This is a genomic window from Saccharopolyspora sp. MMCC62, assembly GCF_057736575.1.
The window spans coordinates 77,920-93,303 of the sequence record NZ_JBYKCM010000001.1 but is presented as its reverse complement, the minus strand read 5'-3'; the positions used below and the strand labels follow the sequence as shown (position 1 = coordinate 93,303).

Annotated in this window: 16 protein-coding genes; 4 read left to right on the top strand and 12 right to left on the bottom strand. The window is 71.9% G+C overall.

Annotated features, from left to right (window positions below; genetic code table 11):
• Window positions 1–192: 192 nt before the first annotated feature.
• On the bottom strand, window positions 193–477 hold the full coding sequence (locus AC29IT_RS00450) for a hypothetical protein (protein WP_358444323.1): 285 nt from the start codon (window positions 475–477) through the stop codon (window positions 193–195).
• Between the two features lie 85 nt (window positions 478–562).
• Here AC29IT_RS00450 and AC29IT_RS00445 point away from each other — a divergent pair, with 85 nt between their 5' ends.
• The 3 genes from AC29IT_RS00445 to AC29IT_RS00435 all read left to right on the top strand — a co-directional run bounded on the left by AC29IT_RS00445 (window position 563) and on the right by AC29IT_RS00435 (window position 2,912).
• The gene (locus tag AC29IT_RS00445; protein WP_358444326.1) at window positions 563–799 is read left to right on the top strand and encodes a DUF397 domain-containing protein; all 237 of its coding nucleotides are present in this window, start codon (window positions 563–565) and stop codon (window positions 797–799) included.
• A gap of 150 nt (window positions 800–949) precedes the next feature.
• Entirely contained in the window at window positions 950–1,810 is an 861-nt protein-coding gene (locus AC29IT_RS00440; protein WP_358444329.1) for a helix-turn-helix domain-containing protein, read from the top strand.
• 232 nt (window positions 1,811–2,042) lie between these two features.
• Window positions 2,043–2,912 (top strand): SAM-dependent methyltransferase, encoded by an 870-nt coding sequence (locus AC29IT_RS00435; RefSeq protein WP_488217410.1) that lies wholly within the window; start codon window positions 2,043–2,045, stop codon window positions 2,910–2,912.
• Window positions 2,913–2,936: 24 nt separating this feature from the next.
• On the opposite strand, the gene AC29IT_RS00430 is transcribed toward AC29IT_RS00435, so the two are convergent.
• The 5 genes from AC29IT_RS00430 to AC29IT_RS00410 all read right to left on the bottom strand — a co-directional run bounded on the left by AC29IT_RS00430 (window position 2,937) and on the right by AC29IT_RS00410 (window position 6,842).
• Window positions 2,937–4,253: an LLM class flavin-dependent oxidoreductase gene (locus AC29IT_RS00430; RefSeq protein WP_488217409.1), complete on the bottom strand. Its 1,317-nt coding sequence runs from the start codon at window positions 4,251–4,253 to the stop codon at window positions 2,937–2,939.
• 13 nt (window positions 4,254–4,266) lie between these two features.
• Window positions 4,267–5,265: an ABC transporter substrate-binding protein gene (locus tag AC29IT_RS00425; RefSeq protein WP_488217408.1), complete on the bottom strand. Its 999-nt coding sequence runs from the start codon at window positions 5,263–5,265 to the stop codon at window positions 4,267–4,269.
• A 107-nt stretch (window positions 5,266–5,372) separates the two neighbouring features.
• A complete protein-coding gene (locus tag AC29IT_RS00420) occupies window positions 5,373–5,450 on the bottom strand; it encodes a putative leader peptide (RefSeq protein WP_358444385.1) in 78 nt (25 codons plus the stop codon).
• A 127-nt stretch (window positions 5,451–5,577) separates the two neighbouring features.
• A complete protein-coding gene (locus AC29IT_RS00415; RefSeq protein WP_488217407.1) occupies window positions 5,578–5,991 on the bottom strand; it encodes a universal stress protein in 414 nt (137 codons plus the stop codon).
• Window positions 5,992–6,062: 71 nt separating this feature from the next.
• Complete coding sequence (locus AC29IT_RS00410) at window positions 6,063–6,842, bottom strand: enoyl-CoA hydratase/isomerase family protein (RefSeq protein WP_488217406.1); 780 nt, start codon at window positions 6,840–6,842, stop codon at window positions 6,063–6,065.
• 516 nt (window positions 6,843–7,358) lie between these two features.
• Between AC29IT_RS00410 and AC29IT_RS00405 the strand changes: the two genes are divergently transcribed.
• Window positions 7,359–8,075 (top strand): dienelactone hydrolase family protein, encoded by a 717-nt coding sequence (locus AC29IT_RS00405; protein WP_358444346.1) that lies wholly within the window; start codon window positions 7,359–7,361, stop codon window positions 8,073–8,075.
• 268 nt (window positions 8,076–8,343) lie between these two features.
• Here AC29IT_RS00405 and AC29IT_RS00400 read toward each other — a convergent pair whose 3' ends face one another.
• The 6 genes from AC29IT_RS00400 to AC29IT_RS00375 form a co-directional block, all read right to left on the bottom strand.
• Entirely contained in the window at window positions 8,344–9,264 is a 921-nt protein-coding gene (locus tag AC29IT_RS00400; protein ID WP_358444349.1) for an AEC family transporter, read from the bottom strand.
• A 316-nt stretch (window positions 9,265–9,580) separates the two neighbouring features.
• Entirely contained in the window at window positions 9,581–10,519 is a 939-nt protein-coding gene (locus AC29IT_RS00395) for an SAM-dependent methyltransferase (protein WP_358444352.1), read from the bottom strand.
• 142 nt (window positions 10,520–10,661) lie between these two features.
• Entirely contained in the window at window positions 10,662–11,465 is an 804-nt protein-coding gene (locus AC29IT_RS00390) for an IclR family transcriptional regulator (protein ID WP_358444355.1), read from the bottom strand.
• Window positions 11,466–11,601: 136 nt separating this feature from the next.
• On the bottom strand, window positions 11,602–12,906 hold the full coding sequence (locus tag AC29IT_RS00385; protein ID WP_358444358.1) for an MFS transporter: 1,305 nt from the start codon (window positions 12,904–12,906) through the stop codon (window positions 11,602–11,604).
• 147 nt (window positions 12,907–13,053) lie between these two features.
• Complete coding sequence (locus tag AC29IT_RS00380) at window positions 13,054–14,346, bottom strand: glucarate dehydratase family protein (protein WP_358444361.1); 1,293 nt, start codon at window positions 14,344–14,346, stop codon at window positions 13,054–13,056.
• Between the two features lie 13 nt (window positions 14,347–14,359).
• A complete protein-coding gene (locus AC29IT_RS00375) occupies window positions 14,360–15,322 on the bottom strand; it encodes a 5-dehydro-4-deoxyglucarate dehydratase (RefSeq protein WP_488217405.1) in 963 nt (320 codons plus the stop codon).
• Between the last annotated feature and the right edge of the window lie 62 nt (window positions 15,323–15,384).

Here is a 15,384-nt window from a genome sequence, read left to right as displayed (position 1 = left end):
GCACCATGAGAACCCCGGTCATCCGATTGACCATTCCGGACAGATCATTTTGCCGCCTGGCGGTCGCGGCCCCGGAGATCACCGCGGAGGGATCTCGACGGGGCCTGCGGCGAGTTCGGGGTGGCGCGCCCGATCCGGCGGATCGGCCGCGGCAGGAGCCACGAAGGCCGAGGGGGTCCGGTTCGCCGCCGGTCAGCCGGCGGAGTCCTCCAGCTGCCGCGATCCGACCGGCAGCGAGGCGACGCAGGAGACGCAGGGCATGCAGCCGCCGGCCGGGACATCGGCTATGGCGTCCCGCCGCAGCCCCAGCCCGCAGGCCGTGCGGGCGACACCGGCGTCCCAATCGACCGAGACGATCGCGTGCGCCTGGCGCAGCGACACGCGGTGGTGCCTGCGCAACACCCACACGCGCTGCTCGGTGGCAGCGGCGGGCTCGCGCCGGAGTTCGGTGGAGCTGTTGGCAACGCTGGGCATCATTGCTCCCTCCTGTGCTTGAGATTAATCCTACTCAAGGATTAATCTCGTTGTCGAGCTGAACTGAACAGTGCGGAGGGAGCGCCCAGTGCAAGCACCGGACCCGGACCTGATGACCTCGTATTTCCCCCGGCACGGCTGGTTCGCCGCGAACCGCTGCGGCCCGAACGGCGGCAACTGCGTCGAGGTCAACCACCCTGCAGCAGGCGGACCCGTCGGTGTCCGCGACAGCAAGAACATCGACGACGGAGTCCTGGTCTTCGACGCCGCACGCTGGCGTTCGTTCCTGACCACGACCCGCACCGGTGCGTTCGACCTGCCATGATCACCATCGGTACCATCGGCCGCATCGATTATTCCCCTTCCGGGTGAAATCTCGATCTGGCCGGTCACCACCGGGCAGCACGCCATCGGGGACTCGCTCGGCTAAGATGATCTGCTTGTCGAGACCCCGAACGTAGAGCGGAGATTCCGAGTGCCGAGCACGGTGACGTCGCGGCGCAGACAGCTCGGCAACGAGATCCGCCGAGCGCGCACGGCGGTCGGGATGACCCAGCAAGAGGTCGCCGATCTGCTGGGCTGCAGGCAGGGCAAGGTCAACAAGATCGAGTCCGGCGCGGTGGCGGTCAAGCAGGCCGAGCTCAAGCAGATGCTGGAGGCGTTCCAGTGCAGCGACGCCCAGGCCGAGCTGATGCTGGACCTGGCCCGGTCGAGCACCGGGCAGCGCGGCCAGTGGTCCGGGTACCGGTCCGCGGTGCCGCACTGGTTCCGCACCTTCACCGACCTGGAGCCCGCGGCGGGCGAGATCCTCAGCTGGCACGGCGAGCGGATCCCCGGCCCGCTGCAGTCCGAGCACTACATGCTCACCCAGTTCAGCGAGGACCGAGCCACGGATCTGACCTCGCTGGTGCGCAACCGCCAGGACCGCAAGCAGGTCTTCGACCTGGACCGGCCGCCCTACTACCGGTTCGTGATCGGTGAGGCCGCGTTCCGCCGGATGCCCGGCGGGCCGAGCCCGTCGGTGGCGCTGGACCAGGTGGAGCACCTGCTGGCGCTGAGCGAGCGGTACTCGCGGGTGTTCGTGCACGTGCTGCCGTTCGACGTGCGGCTGGCCTTCACGCCGAACGACTTCACGATCATGCGCTTCCCGGACGCCACCAAGGACTTCGTGTTCATCGAGCACGCCGCCGGTGGGGTTTACCTCGACGACGAAGGGGACTTCGAACTGTTCGTGGACGCGTGGGACCGCATCCGCGGTGCCGCGCTCGAACTCAACGACTCGGTGGACTTCCTGCAGGAATTGGCCGCCGAATTCCGTTCCAAGCTGACTTTCTGACGCTTTTCCGACCGAACCGGATCGGCGGGGGGACACAGCCCTCCCGTCCAGGTCTTGCTGCCGTGCGAACCCTTTCCCGGACCGCTCGGCCGATTCCGCGCGTTCAGGTGCCCGCAGGCCGCTGACCACGGACATCGGTGTCGAAACGATCTGACGACCCCCGCTCACTGCGAGCAGTCGAGGGGTTACGATTCGCTGCAAGATCACCCGGTTGCGACAAAGGACCATGCGAATGAGCGATCTTGATGAAGACCCGTTCCCCCCGCAGCACGCGGATTTGACCAAGCCGAGCGTCGCCCGGGTGTACGACTGGTACCTCGGTGGCAACGCGAACTGGGCCATCGACCGGGAATTCGGCCAGCACGTCGTCGACCAATACCCGTTGTTACGCCCGATCGCGATCAGCAATCGGCTGTTCCTGCACCGAGCGGTCCGGCACCTGGTGTCCCGCGGCGTGCACCAGTTCATCGACATCGGTTCCGGGGTGCCCACGATGGGCAACACGCACTCGGTGGCCGACGAGGTCGAGCCCGGTTCGAAGGTCGTCTACGTCGACCACGAACCGGTCGCGGTGGCGCACTCCCAGGTGCTGCTGGAGAAGCACGGCGACCCGGAGCGGCACGCCGCGATCAACGCGGACTTCCGCAACCCGGACCGGCTGTGGCAGAAGGCCATCGAGACCGGCGTGCTCGACCTGGAGCAGCCGATCGCGGTGCTGCTGATCGCGGTGCTGCACGTCCAGCAGCCCGGACCGGACGGCGAGGACATCTCGCCGCAGGTGATGAAGCGGTACCGGGAGCTGCTGCCGCCCGGCTCGTTCCTCGCGCTGTCGCACCTCACCGACGACGGGGTTCCGTCCGAACTGGACGAGCAGCTGGTCGGCATCAAGCAGATGTACGACAACTCCTCCAGCCCGGTGATCTGGCGCAGCCAGCAGGAGATCCGCGCGCTGTTCGGCGACTTCGAGATGCTCGAACCGGGCATGGCCTGGACGACCGACTGGCACCCGGAGGACAGCAGCCCGAACCACTCGCCGAAGCTGGACTTCAGCCAGTCCGGCGAGTCGGCGATCTGGGCCGGCGTCGGCCGCAAGCCCTTCTGATCCGCTGGACCGCCTCGGCGCCGGTCAAGGACGCCCGACGCCGAGGTGGTCGCGCAGGGTACGCCCCGCGTACTCGGTGCGGAATAATCCCCTGCGCTGCAGTTCCGGGACCACCTGCTCGAAGAAATCCGTGACCCCGCCCGGCACGTACGGCGGCATCAGCACGAACCCGTCGCAGGCGCCCGCCTCGAACCAGCGCTGGAACTCGTCGGCGATCGTCGCGGGAGAGCCGGCGACCAGCGGGAACGACAGCGTCGCCGCGTACTCGGCACCCAGCTCGCCGAGGGTGATCCCGCGGTCGATCGCGTCGGCGATGACGTGCTGGAAGCGGCCCCTGCTGCCGCGGATCCCGTCCCGGACGTCCGGCACCGGTCCGTGGACCGGGAACCGGGACAGGTCGAGGTTCATGCTCGCGGACATGAAGGTGAGGCCCGCGATGGGCAGCACCAGCGACCGCAGCTCCCGCTCCACCTCCCGCGCCTGCTCGTCCGTCTCGCCGACGACGGGCATGATGCCGGGCAGCACCCGCACCTCGTGCTCGCCGCGGCCCGCCTCCCGCACCTGCTGCTTGAAGCCGCGGTAGAACTCCACCCCGCGCTCCAGCGTCGGCGCGACCGCGAAGACCAGGTCGGCGTTCGCGGCGGCGAGGCGCCGGAACACCCCGGACGCCCCGGCCTGGACGATCACCGGCCGCCCCTGGGGCGCGCGGGGCACGGTGAGCGGGCCGCGGACCTGGAACCACTCCCCCGCGTGGTCGGCGTAGCGGACCTTGCTCGCGTCGGCGAACCGCCCGGACTCCTGGTCCGCGACGACCGCGTCCTCGTCCCAGGTGTCCCACAGCGTCCGCACCGCGGTGAGGAATTCGGCGGCCCGCTCGTACCGCTCCTGGTGCCCGAGGTGTTCGGCGCGGCCGAAGTTGCGCGCTTCCCCATCGCTGACCGAGGTCACCGCGTTCCACCCGGCCCGCCCGCCGCTGAGGTGGTCGAGGCTGGCGAACATCCGGGCCACGTGGAACGGCTCCGAGTACGTGGTGGACGCGGTCGCGGCCAGCCCGATCCGCTCGGTCACCGCGGACAGCGCGGAGAGCAGCACGATCGGATCGAGGTGGGTGTTCGGCCGGTGTTCGAGCACCGCGCCGAAGTCGCCGCCGTGGATGTCGTCCACGGCGAGCTTGTCCGCGATGAACAGCAGGTCCAGCTTGGCCCGTTCGGCGGCTCCGGCGAGCCGCCGGTACAGCGCGAGGCCGTGCTCGCCGGGCGGCACCGCGCGCGGATGCCGCCAGCCGCCGGCGTGGATGCCGTGGTCGTCCAGGTAGAGCGCGAGGTGCAGCCGCCGGGTCATCGCCGCCGCCCGCTCAGTACAGGCCGCGGTCGACGTGCTCGCCGATCACCAGGTGTTGGCGCAGCACCCCGAATTCGAGGTAGTCGTCGGCGACCTCCTGCAGCTGGCCGATCACCTGGTCGTCGACGGGTCCGCCGGTGCGCTGCGAGCGGTCCGAGACGAGCCGGGCGACGTTCGGCGGCCGGTGGCTGAGATCGCCGTAGATCCGCGCGTTCTCCGCCGGGTTGTCCCGCGCCCAGGCGAGGGCCTCGTTGTAGCGGCCGAGGAAGTCGCGGAGGGCGGCGCGGCGGCCCGGGTCGTCGAGCGCGTCCTGGTAGGCGTTGATGAAGCTGAGCCCGTGGGCGAGGCCGGTCGCGTCGCGCAGCACGGTCGCGCCCTGGTCGAGCTGGGCGGCGGCGGTGTACGGGTCCCAGGTGGACCAGGCGTCGATGGCGCCGGAGCTGAGCGCGGCGCTGGCGTTGACCGGTTCGAGGAAGCTGATCCGCACGTCGTCCGCGGACAGCCCGGCTTCGCGCAGCGCGCTCAGCAGCAGGTAGTGGCCGACGCTGCCCGGCGTGGTGGGCGAGACGGTCTTGCCGCGCAGGTCGGCGACCGTGCGGATCGGCGAACCCGGCGGCACCACGATCGCCAGCCCGTACTGCTGCACCGACCGCGTCGCCGAGACGATCTTGATGTCGGCGCCGGAGCCGAGGGCGTTGAGCGTCGGCGCGTCCCCGGCCAGGCCGATGTCGACGGCGCCGCTGCGCAGGGCCTCCAGCAGCGGTGCGGCGGCGGCGAACTGGGACCAGCGCACCTCGTACTGCTTGCCGTCGAGCACACCGGCGGCCTCGACCAGCGACTGCTGGATGCCCGCCTGGTCGCCGATGGTGAGCGTGACCTTGGTCAGGTCGACGCTGCCGTCCTCGCGGACCGCGGGATTCCCGCCGCAGGCGGCCGCGGCGAGCGGGCTCAGGGCGAGCGGGGCGGCGGCGAGCTTGGTCAGGAAGGAGCGCCGCGTGGAGCGGGTCGGCATGGGACCTCCAGCGAGGGGCGCGGCCGCGCAGTGGCCGGGCACGAGGTGAGCAGCATTCGTCCGCGCAGGGCGGGAGAACCGGTGGAACCGGGAGGGGAAGGGCCGGGTCAGCGGGGACAGAGCGCCGACGCCACCCGCGACAGGTCCACATGACCCCGGGTGGTGAGCATCGGCCGCTGCGGCATGTCCGAACGCTAGCCAGGGCGCCGCCGGGGTGTAAACCCAATCCAACAGGTTGGGAATGCGATCACCGTCACCGCGGTGGACGGGCCGCTCAGCCGCTCAGCCGCTCAAACCGCTCAGCACGAGCGATCACCGGTGCTCGCGGACCACCACGACGGGGCAGCGCGCGTGCTGCACGCAGTGCTGGCCGACAGAGCCGAGCAGCGCACCGGTGAACCCGCCGTGCCCGCGGCTCCCGACGACCAGCAGGTCCGCGTCCGCGGCCGCGTCGAGCAGCGCCTTCGCCGGGCCGCCCTGCACCACGACGCGCTCCACGGGCACCCGGGAGTCCCCGGCCACCTCGTGCACCACGTCCTGCAGGGTCCGCGCGGTGCGGTGCCCGGCGTCGTCCGGCGCCCAGCCGTAGATGGGCGAGAGATCCCAGGCCATCAGCGCGGTGATCACACCGCCCGCGAGGTCCGCGTGCCACAGCGCCCAGCGCAGCGCGGCGCGGGACGACGCGGAGCCGTCCACTCCGGCCACGATCCGGTAGGTCTCGGTCATGCGCGTCCTCCCCCGCTGCCGGTCCACCGTCCCGCAGGAGCCGGGTGGTCGCATCGCGGCGCCCGCGGTGGCTACTCGCCGAAGTCGGGGGTCTCCTTCGCGAAGAAGGCGCGGACGCCCTCGCGCGCCTCCGCGGAGGTGAACGCCTCGTCGCTGGCGGCCAGCGAGCGCCGCAGCACCTCCTCGTCCGGTTCGCCCGCGGTGGCGTCGATCAGCGACTTCACCAGCCGCAGCGAGTTCCGCGGCCGCCGCACCAGGACCGCCGCCCGCTCCCGCGCCGCCGCGAGCGCCCCGCCGCGCTCCACCACCTCGTCGAGCAGTCCCCAGGACAGCGCGGTGTCCGCGTCGACGGGGTCGCCGAAGAACATCAGCTGCTTCGCCCGCGCCCGCCCGACCCGCCGCGTCACCCGGTAGGTGCCGCCGCTGCCGGGGAACAGGCCGAGCTTGATCTCCGGCAGGCCCAGCCGCACCTGCGGTTCCGCGATGATCAGGTCGCAGCAGACCGCGAGCTCCAGACCGCCGCCGTAGGCGAGTCCGCCGAGCGCGGCGATCGTCGGCACCGGCAGCCGTTCCAGCCGGGTGAACACCTCGTTCTGCCTGCGCAGCTTCCGCTCCACGACCGCGCCGGGGTGCATCAGGTCGGGGAACTCGCCGATGTCCGAACCGGCGCAGAACGCCCGCTCACCCGCCCCGGTGAGGATCACGGCGCGCGCCCCGTCCCGTTCCACCGCGTCCAGCGCGGCGTCGAGGGCCCGGGTCAGCTCCAGGGTCACCAGGTTCATCGGCGGGTCGTCCACGGTCAGCAGGGCGATCCCGGAGTCGATTTCGTACCGGAGCGGTTCAGGTGCCACGACGCGTCGTCCTCCCGTTCGGATGCTGCCCGCCCATCGTGGATCACCCCACCGCCGGCCCGCCCACCGGTTCCGCCACGACCGCCGGCCCTGCGCACCGGGTCCTGTCGTCCGCTCGCCGGCGGCGACCACCCGGGCAACCGGCGCCGCGGATTCCCCGCCGCGACCACGGCGCTCTCGCGCGCGGCGGACGCCACCGGTGAACGGACCCGCAGCGAGCGACCGGGACTCCGCCACCCCGCTCGAACCGGGAGTCGGGAACCACGCGGTTCACTGCCTGTCGCTGGACTGCCCGGCGGGTCGTGTCGGTCTCCTGTCAGCGGCGAAGCCGCTGAGCAGCGACCACGCACGCACCCGGCACCGCAGCGGGTTCTCAGCCGCTTCCTCGCGAGGACGGCGTTGTCGCCTGTGGCGGAGCCACCGGTGAAAACGATCCCGCAGCGAGGAAGCAGCTGAGGTTCCGCCACCCGAGCACTACGCAGCAGAAGACGCGAGACAAGTGGTTAGGGTGGGCGCATGGCTGAGGAGAGCACCGGGGAGTACGTATCCGTCGGGCGGTCGCGCGCCTACCTGGCGCGACCGGAGGTGGACGCGGGCGGCGCGATGCTGCTGCTGCCGATGCTCACCGGCATCGGCGAGCAGGTGCGCGAGTTCGCCGCCGACCTGGCCGCGGCCGGGGTCACCGCGCTGTCCTGGGACCCGTGGGACGGGCCGAGCGCCGACGACACCGAGCGCGACGAACTGGTGCGGCTGATGGGCGAGCTGGACGACGAGAAGGCGCTCGCCGAGCAGCAGCGGCTGCTCTCGCACCTGTTCAACGAACTCGGCGCGCAGCGGGTCGGGGTGATCGGCTGGTGCCTCGGCGGCCGGTTCGCGCTGCTGCTCGGGGCGCGGGACCGGCGGCTCGCGAACGTGGTGGCCTACCACCCGACGGTGCCGATCCCGCCCGCGCCGAACCACGCGCTGGACGCCGCCGAGCACGCCGCGCGCATCGAGGCGCCGGTGATGATGCACTACCCGGGCGCGGACGACCTGGTGCCGCGGGAGAGCTTCGACGCGCTCAACGCGGCGCTGACCGGCCGCGAGCGGGGCGCGAGCATCGTGCACACCTATCCGGGTGCCGAGCACGGCTTCAGCGCCCGCGCCCGCCAGGAGAACCCGGTGAACGCCGAGGCCTACCTGCACTCCTGGCCGCAGACGTTGAGCTTCGTCCGGACGACCACTCTGCGGTGATCTTTCCACTTCTGCTGCGGAGCACTCTGGTGGCGGAACCCTCAGCGGTCCTGTCCATGCACCTGCCCGGCGGGTCGTTGTTCGTTTCCGGTCAGCGGCGAAGCCGCTGAGCTGCCGACCACCCGGGCGACATGACCACCCGCGGGTTCGCAGCGGCTTCCTCACGAGGACAGCGATGTCGCCGGACATGCATCGGAAATCGATCCCGCAGCGAGGAAGCCGCCGAGGTTCCGCCACTCGACCCACTTCGCAAGCGAAGTGGGGATGTTCAGCCGAGCAGCAGCGCGACGACTCCGATGACGGGCGCGGCGAGGATGGTGGACAGCAGCACCGATTCCCGGGCCAGCACCACCGAGGTCTCGTAGCGGGCCGCGTAGGTGAACAGGTTCTGCGCGGCGGGCAGCGCCGAGGTGACGACGACGGCGAACAGCTGCGCGTCCGGCAGGTCGAAGACGAACCGGCCGAGCGCCCAGGCGACCAGCGGCTGCACCACGGACTTCAGCGCGACGGAGAAGAACACCACGCGCTTCTCCGGGCTGCGGCCGGGCAGGCTGGCGCCGCGCAGCGAGATGCCGAACGCCAGCAGCACGCCGGGCACGGCCATCCCGCCGAGCAGGTTGATCGGGTCGAACACGGCGTCGGGGACGTGCAGCCCGGTGGCGGCGACGGCGACGCCGCTGAGCGAGCCGAGCACCACGGGGTTGCGGAACGGCGTGGTGAGCCGCGCCGTCCAGGAGCTGTGCGCGCCGGGCCGCGAGAGGTCCAGCACGGCGAGCGCGATCGGGGTGACGACGAGCTGCTGCAGCAGCAGCACGGGCGCGACCAGCGAGGCGTCGCCGAGCACGTACACCGCGATCGGGATGCCGAGGTTGCCGGAGTTGACGTAGCTGGAGCACAGCGCGCCGATGGTGGTGCGCCCGACGCCCCAGCCGCGGACCACCCCGGCGGCGACGAACAGCCCGGCGGCGACGAAGGTGCTCAGCGCGGTGATCAGCAGCGGCAGCGAGACGATGACGGACAGGTCGGCGCGGGCGAGGGTGGTGAACAGCAACGCCGGGGTGCCGATGGAGAACGCCAGCCTGCTCAGCACCTCCTGGCCGTGGTCGCCGAGCGAGCCGCGCAGCGCCACCAGGTAGCCGACGGCGATGATGGCGCCGATCACGGCGAACCCGGTGAGCACTCCGGTCACGTCGGGTCCGATCGGCGGACGGGGGCGGTTCCCCGTCGCCCGGCGCGGTGCGCGCGGCTCATCGGTGCCCACTCCGATCTTCGGCAGAACGCGTCCGGCCGCACGAGGGAGGGGCGGGGGACGCCGGTCGGGGCGCCCGCCGGTCGTGCTCGCGGGCGCCGCCATGCGGATCAGACGATAGTCGACCGGACGGCGGACGAGCACCTCCGCGGGCGATGACATATGTCATGCCGCGGGACGTGCGCGCCGGAAGACGCCCACATGATGGGAAATCTGCGTCCCGCAACACTCCACAGAGGACTCATTCGCACCGGGCTCAGCGGAGTTCGGCGACTCCGCACCACGTTTCGGACGCCTCCGGCGCCGGATCGCCGGGCGCGGGCGGCGGGCCGTGCCACTGCGGGGTCCACACCACGCCGGGCTCCACCAGTCGCCAGCCGTCGAACACGGCGCGCACCGCCGCGCGATCGCGGTGGGTGACCTCGGTGCCGGAGGCGGCCAGCACCTCGCGCAGTTCCCGGGAGGCGTCGGGCTGGTGGTCCTGGGTGGTGTGCGAGACGACCAGGAAACTGCCGCGCGAGCAGTGCTCCCGGTAGGCCCGCAGCACCTCGGTGATGCCGTCCGCGTCGCTGACGTAGTGCAGCACCGCGACCATGAGCACGGCCACCGGCCGGTCGAAGTCCAGCAGCCGCCGGGTCGGTTCCGCCGCGAGCACCGTCCGCGGGTCCCGCACGTCGGCCTGCACCATCGCGGCGTGCTCGTTGCCGCGCAGCAGCTGGCGGGTGTGCGCGGCGGCGACGGGCTCGTTGTCCACGTACACCACGCGGGCCTCGGGGTTCCGGGCCTGCGCGATCTCGTGCGTGTTCCCGCGGGTGGGGATGCCGGAGCCGAGGTCGAGGAACTGGTCGATGCCCTCGTCGACGCAGAACTCCACGGCGCGGCGCAGGAAGGCGCGGTTGGCGCGGGCGACGGCGGGGCCGCTGGGCATCACCGCGAACACCTGGTCGGCGACCTCGCGGTCGATCTTGAAGTTGTGGTCGCCGTTGAGGGCGTAGTCGTACATGCGGGCCGCGTTGGCGTGCTTCACGTCCACTCCGGGGATCGATTCGAGCGAGAACCCGGGGTCGATCCGCGGGCCGCCGGACTCGTCGGGAGCGCGCGGCGGGACCGCGATCCAGGACGCCTCCGCCCCGACTCCGGTCGTGACCGGATCGGTGCCGGTCCGGTCCGCGTCGTTCCGCCCGTTCCGCCCCATCGAACTCTCCCCTCGAGCCCGGTCCCCTGGTCGAGCTCCCGCTCCCGAGCGTGGCGAGGCGCGGGCCCGGCCCGCAAGAGCCGCTCGGCGGAACCCGGTGCGCTCCTTCGGCGGAGTCGTGATCACTCCACTGTGGACGGCGTCAGCGCCAGGACACCTGCGAGGTGGGCCAGCGCAGCGCGGCGCGTTCGATCTCGTCGCGGGCCCGCAGCATCCGCTGCACCGCGCGCTGCTCGAACTCCGGGGTGAGCCGGGCGGTCGGCACCGAGCAGCTGATCGCGTCCTGCACCGGGTTGTCGTAGCGCAGCGCGACGCCGATGCAATGCACGCCCACGTTGCTCTCCTCGACCTCCACGGCGTAGCCGCGGTCGCGGGTGGCGGCCAGGTCCCGGCGCAGGCCGGCGCGGTCCAGCGTCGAATCGGTGAACCGCGGCAGCGGATCCGGCAGCAGCGCCTCGACTTCGGCGTCCGGGCGCTCGGCCAGCAGCGCCTTGCCCAGCGCGGTGGCGCTGGCGGGCAACCGGCGGCCGACCCGGCTGAACGGGCGCAGGTGGTGCTTGGACTCGCGGGTCAGCAGATACACCACGTCGGCACCGTCGAGCCGCGCGAGGTGCACGGTCTCGCCGAGGTCGGCGACCAGCTCGTCCAGGTGCGGCGTGATCTCGGCGACCCGCAGGTCACCGTCGATGTAGGAGGTGCCGACCAGCAGCGCCCGCACCCCGATCCCGTACAGCGAGCCGGTGGCGTCGGTGCGCACCCAGCCGCGGGCGACCAGCGTCTGCAGCAGGGCGTAGAGGCTGCTGCGCGGCACCTGGGTGCGCTCGGCCAGGTCGCGGAGGTTCACCGGTTCGCCGTCGAGGCCGCCCAGCACTTCCAGGACCTCCACCGTCCGGGCCGCCGATTTGACGTCCCGCACGCCCCGCTGCCCGTCCGCCATGCCACTCATCTCGCGCTCCCGCGACCGGAAAACCCCCGGCCACCATGCCTTTTCCGCTGAGCAACACGGTACACACCGGGCGCTCGGCGGCCCGTCGAAGGCCCCGCGCCCCGGGCGTCCGGCGCGAGGACGCCCGGGGTTCGGGTCAACGGGCGGCGCGGCGCCCGCCGATCAGGGTGGCGAGCGCGGCGGCGAGCAGCGAGGCCACCGACAGCCCGTAGAGCCCATAAGTGGTGGAGCCGGTGGTCTCCTCCAGGAAGCCGATCGCGGTGGGGGCGACGAAACCGCCGAGGTTGCCCAGCGAGTTCACCAGCGCGATGCCCGGCGCGACGATCTTGGCCTCCAGCCCCTGCTGCGCGATGGGCCAGAAGATCGACGCCGAGCACTTGAACCCGACCGCGGCCACGCACATCGCCGCCACCCCGAACCACGGGGTGCCGAGCGTGGCCAGGAAGGTGCCGATCGCGGCCACCACCAGTGCCACCGAGACGTACGGCCGGCGGACGCCGGTGCGGTCGGTGAACCGGCCCATCAGGTACATCGCGGCGATCGCGCACGCCCACGGCACCGCGCTGACCAGGCCGACGCCGAAGTCGGGCAGCCCGGCGATGCCGTCGACCAGGCTCGGCAGCCAGAACGTGATCGTGTACCCGGTCAACGAGACGGCGAAGAAGATGAAGCACAGCAGCAGCACCTGCGGGTTCAGCAGCAGGCGGGTCTTCGACACCCGCTCCCCCGCCGCCGCCCGGTGCGCGTCGTCGGCGGCGACGGCCGCGGCCAGCGCCGACTTCTCCTCGGTGCTCAGCCACTTCGCGTCGCCGATCCGGGAGACGAGCAGGAACGCCGCCGCGACGCCGATCAGCACCGAGAGCACGCCCTGCGCCAGGAACATCCACTTCCAGCCGGCCAGCCCGGCGACGCCGTCGAGCTCCAGCAGCGCGCCGGTGATCGGCCCGGTGACCACGTAGGCCCCCGCCGAACCACCCAGGAAGATCGCGACGGCGCGCCCCCGGTACCGGTCCGGCAACCAGCGGGTGAAGTAGTACAGGACGCCCGGGAAGAACCCGGCCTCGGCGACGCCGAGCAGGAACCGCATCGCGTAGAAGGTGGTGGTGTCGGTGATGAACGCCATCGCGAACACCACCACGCCCCAGCTGATCATGATGCGGGTGAGCCAGACGCGGGCGCCGAAGCGCTCCAGCAGCACGTTGCTGGGCACTTCGAACAGCGCGTAGGCCACGAAGAACAGCCCCGCCCCGAGCCCGTAGGCCGCAGCGCCGATGCCGAGATCGGCTTCGAGGTCGTGGCGCACGAACCCGATGTTCGTGCGATCCATCTGGTTCACGACCAGCATGACCACCAGCAGCGGGACCACGCGCCGGAAGAACTTGCCGACCGCGCCGCGCAGCACGGGATCGTCCGAAGTGGACTCCGTCGGTACCGTCACCATCGACGCCTCCGAGTGCAGGGAAGAACCACCGCCCACCGCGACACTCGCACGGCAGGTCCTGTCGTATTCCTGTCAGCGGCGAAGCCGCTGACCGAACGGCCACGCACGCCACCGGCCCACCAACGCAACGGGAGAGCCGGAAAACCATCACCAGACCGGGAAAGCGGGGGCTTGCCAGTCGGGGTGGACCCGCCGCATCGCCGCCGCGTCGTCCCGGTCGCGCACGTCGCTGTCGAGCCAGCGCCGGTGCAGCCGCCGCAGCGACTCCCGGTCGAGTTCGACGCCCAGCCCTGGCGCGTCGGTGACCTCGACGCAGCCGTCGCGGAAGGTGTGCGGGACGGTGATGACGTCCTCGGTCTGCCAGGGCCGGTGCGTGTCGCAGGCGTGGTCGAGGTCGGGGATGGTGGCGGCCACCTGCGTCATCGCGGCGAGGCTGATGCCCAGGTGGGTGTTGGAGTGCATGGACAGCTGCTTGCCGTAGGTGCGGCAGATCGCGGCGAGGTCCTGGGTGGCGCGCAGCCCGCCCCAGTAGTGGTGGTCGGAGAGCACGACCTGCACGGCGTCGGCGGCGAACGCGGCGGGCACCTCGTCGAGGGCGGTGACGCACATGTTGGTGGCCAGCGGCAGCTTGGTGCGGGCGGCGACCTGCGCCATCTGCTCGGTGCCCGCGGTGGGGTCCTCCAGGTACTCGGCGACGCCTTCCAGCTCGGCGGCGACCTCCAGGCTGGTCTGGACGGACCAGGCGCCGTTCGGGTCGAGCCGCAGGGGCGCGTCGGGGAAGGCTTCGTGCAGCGCGTGGATCGCGGCGATCTCCTGCTCCGGCGCGAACGCGCCGCCCTTGAGCTTGAAGGAGCGGAACCCGTACCGGTCGGCGAACCGCCGCGCCTGCGCGACGACGCCTGCCGGGTCGAGCGCGGCGCCCCAGTCGTCCTCGGGTTCGCCGGGCAGCGGGTGCGCGGCCCAGCGGTAGAACAGGTAGCCGCTGTACTCGACGCGGTCCCGGACCTTGCCGCCGAGCAGCGCGTGCACGGGTAACCCGGTCTCGTGGCCGAGGGCGTCGAGCAGCGCCACTTCGAACGCGGACACGACGCTGTGCACCAGCTTCACCTCGGTGCGCGCGCCGCGGAGGCCTTCGGCGACGACGGTGTTGTCGATCTGGGCGATGTCGACCTCGGCGGCCGTGGCGGCGACCCGGGCGAACAGGTCGTTGCGGGCCGTCAGCGGGCGTCCGACGAGCTCCGGGCCGAAGGCTTGGGCGATCTTGAGGTAGTCGGTGTCGCCGTAGGTCTCGCCGATGCCGCTCACCCCGTTCTCGGTGACGACCTCGACGATGGTGCGCGGCGTGTAGGGCTGGTGCACGCCCTGCACGTTCAGCAGCGGCGGGTCGCTGATCAGGATGGGGGTGACGCGGACCTCGGCGATGCGGGTGCTCTCGGGCATGGGGTCTCCCTGCTCAGTCCTGGTCGACGAGCGCGCGGCCCGTCCCGATCAGCTTCTCGAGGTCGGCGAGGTCGGCGGATCCGGGATCGACCAGCGGGGCGCGCACCGGCCCGACGGGCAGGCCGCGCAACCGGGCGCCCGCCTTGACCAGTGCCACGGCGTAGCCGGCCCGGCGGTCGCGGAGTTCGACGAGCGGGAAGTAGAACTCGCGCAGCAGTTCCTCCACTCGTGCGCGGTCCCCGCCGCGCAGCGCGCGGAAGAAGGCCTTCGCAATCTCCGGGGCGAACGCGTGCACCGCGGAGGAGTAGGCGGTGATGCCGATGGCGGAGTAGGCGCGGGCCTGCATCTCGGCGGTGGCGGCACCGTTGAAGAACAGGAAGTCCGCCGGGGTGCTGAGCTTGAGGCGCTGCAGCGCGTCGAAGTCGCTGTGGCCGTCCTTGAGGCCGATGACCGTGGGGATCTCGGCGAGCCGGGCGGCGGCCGCCGGACCGAACCGGACCTGGTCGCGCTGGTAGGCGATCAGCGGCAGCGGGGTGTGCTCGGCGACGCGGCGCACCTGCTCGACCACGCCGTCCTGCGGAGCCGTGACGAGGTAGTGCGGCAGCAGCAGTCCGGCGTCGGCGCCCGCGTCGACGGCGCGTTCGGCGAACTGCCGCGCCTGCGCCCAGCCGTAGCCGAGGCCGGCGAGCACCGGGATGCGCCCGGCGGCGGCCTCGACCGCGGTGCGCACGACGGCGGAGTACTCGTCCTGCGTCAGCGAGAAGAACTCACCGGTGCCGCAGGCGATGAAGAACGCGGCGGGCGCGGCGTCGACCTGGCCCCGGAGGTAGATCCGGAGCGCGGCGAGGTCGAGTTCGCCGGCGGCGGTGAACGGGGTGAGGGGGAAGGACAGCACGCCGGTGTCCATCCGTTCGCGGAGGTGGGCGGCGAACCTACCGGGGTCGGGTGGCGAGGTACCGAGCGGAGCCGAAGCCATGCGCATCTCGTCTTCATATGTAGACTGCGATTCCTCTTGTAGATGAGATTAGGAATCGGCCC